At 63.8% G+C, this 6214-nt stretch carries 5 protein-coding genes; 4 read left to right on the plus strand and 1 reads right to left on the minus strand.

The features are described 5' to 3' along the window. Positions 1-69: 69 nt before the first annotated feature. Positions 70-1584: a threonine ammonia-lyase, biosynthetic gene (gene ilvA, locus PSOLE_RS21785; protein WP_074860389.1), complete on the plus strand. Its 1515-nt coding sequence runs from the start codon at positions 70-72 to the stop codon at positions 1582-1584. 95 nt (positions 1585-1679) lie between these two features. Then, positions 1680-2120 (plus strand): DUF2269 family protein, encoded by a 441-nt coding sequence (locus PSOLE_RS21790; protein WP_074860387.1) that lies wholly within the window; start codon positions 1680-1682, stop codon positions 2118-2120. Between the two features lie 186 nt (positions 2121-2306). On the opposite strand, the gene PSOLE_RS21795 is transcribed toward PSOLE_RS21790, so the two are convergent. Further along, entirely contained in the window at positions 2307-2960 is a 654-nt protein-coding gene (locus PSOLE_RS21795; protein ID WP_074860385.1) for a histidinol-phosphatase, read from the minus strand. Positions 2961-3104: 144 nt separating this feature from the next. On the opposite strand from PSOLE_RS21795, the gene PSOLE_RS21800 reads away from it, so the two are divergent. Both PSOLE_RS21800 and ptsP read left to right on the plus strand, forming a co-directional pair. Further along, positions 3105-3584 (plus strand): RNA pyrophosphohydrolase, encoded by a 480-nt coding sequence (locus tag PSOLE_RS21800; RefSeq protein WP_074860405.1) that lies wholly within the window; start codon positions 3105-3107, stop codon positions 3582-3584. Between the two features lie 18 nt (positions 3585-3602). Then, entirely contained in the window at positions 3603-5882 is a 2280-nt protein-coding gene (gene ptsP / locus PSOLE_RS21805; protein WP_074860384.1) for a phosphoenolpyruvate--protein phosphotransferase, read from the plus strand. Positions 5883-6214 lie beyond the last annotated feature (332 nt).

Consider the following 6214-nt stretch of genomic DNA (forward strand, 5'->3'; position numbering starts at 1 on the left):
TGGTCGTCCGGCGCGGCGCTGGGGTAGACTCGGCAGTCCTCTCAAAGCCCGAACGCCTGCGAAATCACCATGCTCGAACAGTACGTGAAGAAGATCCTCACCTCGCGCGTTTATGACGTCGCGGTGGAAACCCCGCTGCAACCCGCCCGCCAGCTTAGTGAGCGGCTGGGCAGCCAGATTCTGCTCAAGCGCGAGGATCTGCAGCCGGTGTACTCGTTCAAGATTCGCGGCGCCTACAACAAGCTGGCGCAACTGTCCCCTGAAGAGCTGGCACGCGGGGTGGTCACCGCCTCGGCCGGCAATCACGCCCAGGGCCTGGCCCTGGCCGCCAAGCACCTGGGGGTGAAGGCGACCATCGTCATGCCGCGTACCACGCCGGAGCTGAAGGTGCAGGGCGTGCGTTCGCGCGGCGGCAAGGTGGTGCTGCACGGCGACGCCTTTCCCGAGGCGCTGGCGCATTCGCTGAAGCTGGTGGAGGAGAAGGGCTACACCTATATCCACCCGTACGACGATCCGCTGGTGATCGCCGGGCAGGGCACCGTGGCCATGGAAGTGCTGCGCCAGCATCAGGGGCACGTCGACGCCATCTTCGTCCCGGTCGGCGGCGGCGGCCTGATCGCCGGCATCGCGGCTTATGTGAAGTACCTGCGCCCGGAGATCAAGGTGATCGGCGTCGAGCCGGACGACTCCAACTGCCTGCAGCAGGCGATGGCGGCGGGCGAGCGCGTGGTGCTACCGATGGTCGGGCTGTTCGCCGACGGCGTGGCAGTGGCGCAGATCGGCCAGCACACCTTCGATATCTGCAAGCATCACGTCGATGAAGTGATCACCGTCAGCACCGATGAAATCTGTGCGGCAATCAAGGACATCTACGACGATACCCGTTCGATCACCGAGCCGGCCGGCGCGCTGGCCGTGGCCGGGATCAAGAAATACGTCGAGCGCCAGGGCGCCAAAGGCGAAGTGCTGGTGGGCATCGATTCCGGCGCCAACGTCAACTTCGATCGCCTGCGCCATGTGGCCGAGCGCGCCGAGCTGGGCGAGAAGCGCGAAGCGATCATCGCCGTGACCATCCCCGAGCAGCCGGGCAGTTTCAAGGCCTTCTGCGAGGCGGTGGGCAAGCGCCAGATCACCGAGTTCAACTATCGCTATCACACTGACCGCGAAGCGCACATCTTCGTCGGCGTGCAGACCCATCCGGAGAATGACCCGCGCCAGGCGTTGGTCGAGGGCCTGCGTGCGCAGGGCTTCCCGGTGCTGGACCTGACCGATAACGAACTGGCCAAATTGCATATCCGCCATATGGTCGGTGGTCATGCCGCTGGTGTCGGTAACGAGATGGTGCTGCGCTTCGAATTCCCCGAGCGGCCGGGCGCACTGTTCAACTTCCTGCAGAAACTGGGCGGGCGCTGGAACATCTCGATGTTCCACTACCGCAACCACGGCGCAGCCGATGGCCGCGTACTGGCGGCGCTGCAGGTGCCGGACGACGAACGCCATCTGGTGCCGGCGGCGCTGGACGCGATCGGTTATCCCTACTGGGATGAAAGCGACAATCCGGCTTATCGCCTGTTTCTGGGTTGAAAGCTGCCTTCGAGCCGTAGGGCGGGTGTAACCCGCCGCCGCGTTCTGGCGGGTTGCACCTGCCCTACTTAATCGCCGAATAAAAGGAAACCACGATGGAACACTACCTGCTGGTCCGTATTCTCCACAGCGCCCCGGGCGTGTTGCTGCTGCTCGGCCTGATCGCCCATGGCGTCATGCTGTTCAAGGCGCAGCGCGGGGGCGATGCCGCCGTGCTGGCGCGCAAGCTGCGCGTGACTCTGCTGTTCAGCTTCCCGGCATTCGCCGTGCTGGCGCTGAGCCTGCCGGTTACCGGCTACTGGCTGGTGGACACCGCCGGCTGGCCGCTGGGACAGACCTGGCTGGTGCTGGGCAGCATTCTCTATGCGCTGATGATGCTGCTCGGTTTGCTGCTGGCCGGTCGCCTGGCGGTCTGGCGTGCGCTGGGCGACACACCGGCGCCGACATCGCTCAAGCGTCTGTGCCTGATCTATGCCGGGCTGATTCTGCTGCTCTTGATCGTCATCATGGCGTTGATGGGGGCCAAGCCCACTTAAAGTAGCCGCAGAGCGGCGTCTGATGACCCTCTCCCACCGGGAGAGGGTGCCCGAAGGGCGGGAGAGGGCTTGTGGCTCGATGAAACTGCCCTGTAGGGTGTCGCGGGGTCGCCCAGGCTGTGCGCACCGGCGGTTGACGATGGAGCTTGCGGTGCGTGCGGCGCACCCTACGTTCGGTGGTGACGCTTAACGCAGCGAAATCACCGGCCAGCCGCGCTCGATGGCGGTGGCGCGCAGCACCTCGTCCGGGTCGACCGCCACCGGGTTGGCCACGGCCTCCAGCAGCGGCAGGTCATTGCACGAGTCGCTGTAGAAGTAGGCGCCATCGAGGTTGTACCCCGTTTCTGCCAGCCATTCGTTCAAGCGGGTCACTTTGCCGCCCTGGTAGCACGGCGTGCCGGTGATCTGCCCGGTATAGCGGCCGTCCTGCATACCGCATTCGGTGGCGATCAACGTCTCCACACCCAGGCGCTCGGCGATGGGCGCGGTGACGAAGCGGTTGGTGGCGGTGATGATCACCAGCTTGTCGCCAGCGGCACGATGTTCGGCCAGCAGTGCCTCGCCCTTGGCCAGGATGATCGGCTCGATCACCTCGGCCATGAACTCGCGGTGCCACTGCGCCAGTTGCGCCATGTCGTGGCGGCCGAACATGGCCTGGCTGAAATTCTGATAAGCCACCACATCCAGCTTGCCGGCGCAGTAATCGGCATAGAAGGCATCGTTGCGCGCCAGGTACTCGGCCGCGTCGACCAGGCCGCGCTGGCAGACGAATTCGCCCCAGCTGTGATCGCTGTCGCCAGCCAGCAGGGTGTTGTCGAGATCGAAAAGGGCCAAGCGCACGGTTCGTTACCTGTTCTGTAGAAAGGGAAGGCGCGCCAGAATAGCCGCTTTGCCAGGGCTTTCAAACAGCGCCTAAACCCGCGTTGCTGCTGTCGCCGGCTTTGTGGAACAATGCCGGAACTTGCGTGTACGAGGTTGCTTGCCGTGATCGATTCTGATGGTTTCCGCCCGAATGTCGGCATCATCCTGACCAATGATGTCGGCCAGGTGCTCTGGGCCAGGCGTATCAACCAGGATGCGTGGCAGTTTCCCCAGGGTGGCATCAATGATCGTGAATCGCCGATCGATGCGCTTTACCGTGAACTGAATGAAGAGGTCGGGCTCGAAGAGCAGGATGTGAAGATCCTCGCCTGCACCCGCGGCTGGTTGCGTTATCGTTTGCCGCAGCGTCTGGTGCGCACGCACAGTCAGCCGCTGTGCATCGGGCAGAAGCAGAAGTGGTTTCTGCTGCGCCTGACGGGGGCTGAAGACCGTGTGCGCATGGACCTGACCGGCAAGCCCGAATTCGATGGCTGGCGCTGGGTCAGCTACTGGTATCCGCTGGGCCAGGTGGTCACATTCAAGCGCGAGGTCTACCGTCGCGCGCTCAAGGAACTTGCCCCGCGCCTTATAGTGCGCGACTGATACGGACCCCAATCGAGCATGCTCAATACGCTGCGCAAGATCGTCCAGGAAGTAAACGCCGCCAAGGATCTCAAGGCGGCGCTGTCGATCATCGTGCAGCGGGTCAAGGAAGCGATGGGCAGCCAGGTCTGCTCGGTCTACCTGCTCGACCCGGAAACCAACCGTTTCGTGTTGATGGCCACCGACGGCCTCAACAAGCGCTCCATCGGCAAGGTCAGCATGGCGCCCAGCGAAGGTCTGGTCGGCCTGGTCGGTAGCCGCGAAGAACCGCTGAACCTCGAAGACGCTGCCAGCCATCCCCGCTACCGCTACTTTGCCGAGACCGGCGAGGAACGCTACGCCTCCTTCCTCGGTGCACCGATCATCCACCACCGCCGGGTGATGGGCGTTCTGGTGGTGCAGCAGAAGGAGCGCCGCCAGTTCGACGAAGGCGAGGAAGCCTTCCTGGTCACCATGAGCGCGCAGCTCGCCGGCGTTATCGCCCATGCCGAGGCGACCGGCTCGATTCGCGGCCTGGGGCGCCAGGGCAAGGGCGTGCAGGAGGCCAAGTTCGTCGGCGTGCCGGGTGCGCCGGGGGCAGCGGTCGGTACTGCTGTCGTGGTGCTGCCCCCGGCTGATCTGAATGTGGTTCCAGACCGCAGTGTCGATGACATCGCTGCCGAGCTGGAGCTGTTCGACAAGGCGCTGGGCTGGGTGCGCGAGGACATGCAGGAGCTGTCCGAGAAACTCGCCACTCAGCTACGCAAGGAAGAGCGCGCGCTGTTCGACGTCTACCTGATGATGCTTGAGGACGCCGCACTGGGTAACGAGGTGCGCAAGGTCATCCGTACCGGTCAGTGGGCGCAGGGCGCCTTGCGCCAGGTGGTGCTCGACCACGTCAAGCGCTTCGAGCTGATGGATGACGCTTACCTGCGCGAACGCGCCTCCGATGTGCGCGACCTCGGTCGGCGCCTGCTCGCCTACTTGCAGGAAGAACGCAAGACCACGCTGGTCTATCCGGATAACACCATCCTGGTCAGCGAGGAGCTGTCGCCGGCGATGCTCGGCGAGGTGCCGGAAGGCAAACTGGTCGGTCTGATCTCGGTGACCGGTTCGGGCAACTCCCACGTGGCGATTTTCGCCCGCGCCATGGGTATTCCCACGGTCATGGGTGTGGTCGACCTGCCGTACTCGAAGATCGACGGCATCAAACTGATTGTCGACGGCTACCACGGCGAAGTCTTCACCAACCCCAGCGAGCTGCTGAGCAAGCAGTACGCCGAGGTGCTCGAGGAGGAGCGCCAGCTCACCGAAGGGCTCGACGCTCTGCGCGCGCTGCCCTGCGAGACCCTCGACGGCCACCGTATGCCGCTGTGGGTCAACACTGGCCTGCTTGCCGACGTTGCACGCGCTCAGCAGCGTGGCGCCGAGGGCGTTGGTCTGTACCGCACCGAAGTGCCGTTCATGATCAACGAACGCTTTCCCAGCGAGAAGGAACAGCTCGCTACTTACCGCGAGCAATTGCAGGCCTTCCATCCGCTGCCGGTGACCATGCGCACCCTGGACATCGGTGGCGACAAGGCGCTGTCCTACTTCCCGATCAAGGAAGAGAACCCCTTCCTGGGCTGGCGCGGCATTCGCGTGACCCTCGATCACCCGGAAATCTTCCTGGTGCAGACCCGCGCCATGCTCAAGGCCAGCGAGGGGCTGAACAACCTGCGCATCCTGTTGCCGATGATTTCCGGCACGCAGGAGCTGGAAGAGGCGCTGCACCTGATCCACCGTGCCTGGGGTGAGGTGCGTGACGAGGGTACCGATGTGCCACTGCCGCCTATCGGCGTGATGATCGAGATCCCGGCAGCCGTTTATCAGACCCGCGAACTGGCGCGCCAGGTCGATTTCCTCTCGGTCGGCTCCAACGACCTGACCCAATACCTGCTGGCGGTCGACCGCAACAACCCGCGCGTGGCGGATCTCTATGATTTCCTCCACCCGGCGGTGCTGCAGGCCTTGCAGAAAGTGGTCAACGACGCGCATCTCGAAGGCAAGCCGGTGAGCATCTGCGGTGAGATGGCGGGCGATCCGGCGGCTGCCGTGTTGTTGCTGGCGATGGGCTTCGATTCGCTGTCGATGAACGCCACCAACCTGCCCAAGGTGAAATGGTTGCTGCGGCAGGTCACCCAGAGCAAGGCCACGGAACTGCTGGGGCAGGTGATGACCATGGACAACCCGCACCTGATCTACAGCACCCTGCACCTGGCGCTGCGCAACCTGGGGCTGGGCCGAGTGATCAACCCGGCGTCGAATATCCAGGCCTGATTCGCCTACCGCGCATGCTGGTACGTCCAGCATGAGCTTGGTGAAGCCCGGGGCCGGCTGACGGGTTTCGCCTGGCTCTAACCATCCCACGATGCCGAATAAACGCCGCAACCTGACCTGTAGGAGCCGGCTTGCCGGCGATCACGTCAGCCGCCATCGCCCGCAAGCGGGCTCCTGCCTCAGGGGATTTATCTCGCCATCGCCTTCCCCGGATTGCATCCGTATATGGACTCCTCCCGTTTTGCCAGTGAAATAATCTGCCTCTGAACCTAGGTACGACTGCTTCCGTATATTCGACTTCTGATAAGGCGTTAGCCTTGAGCCATGATGAA

It is taken from the genome of Pseudomonas oleovorans subsp. oleovorans, from assembly GCF_002197815.1.
In the GTDB taxonomy this organism is placed as follows: domain Bacteria; phylum Pseudomonadota; class Gammaproteobacteria; order Pseudomonadales; family Pseudomonadaceae; genus Aquipseudomonas; species Aquipseudomonas oleovorans.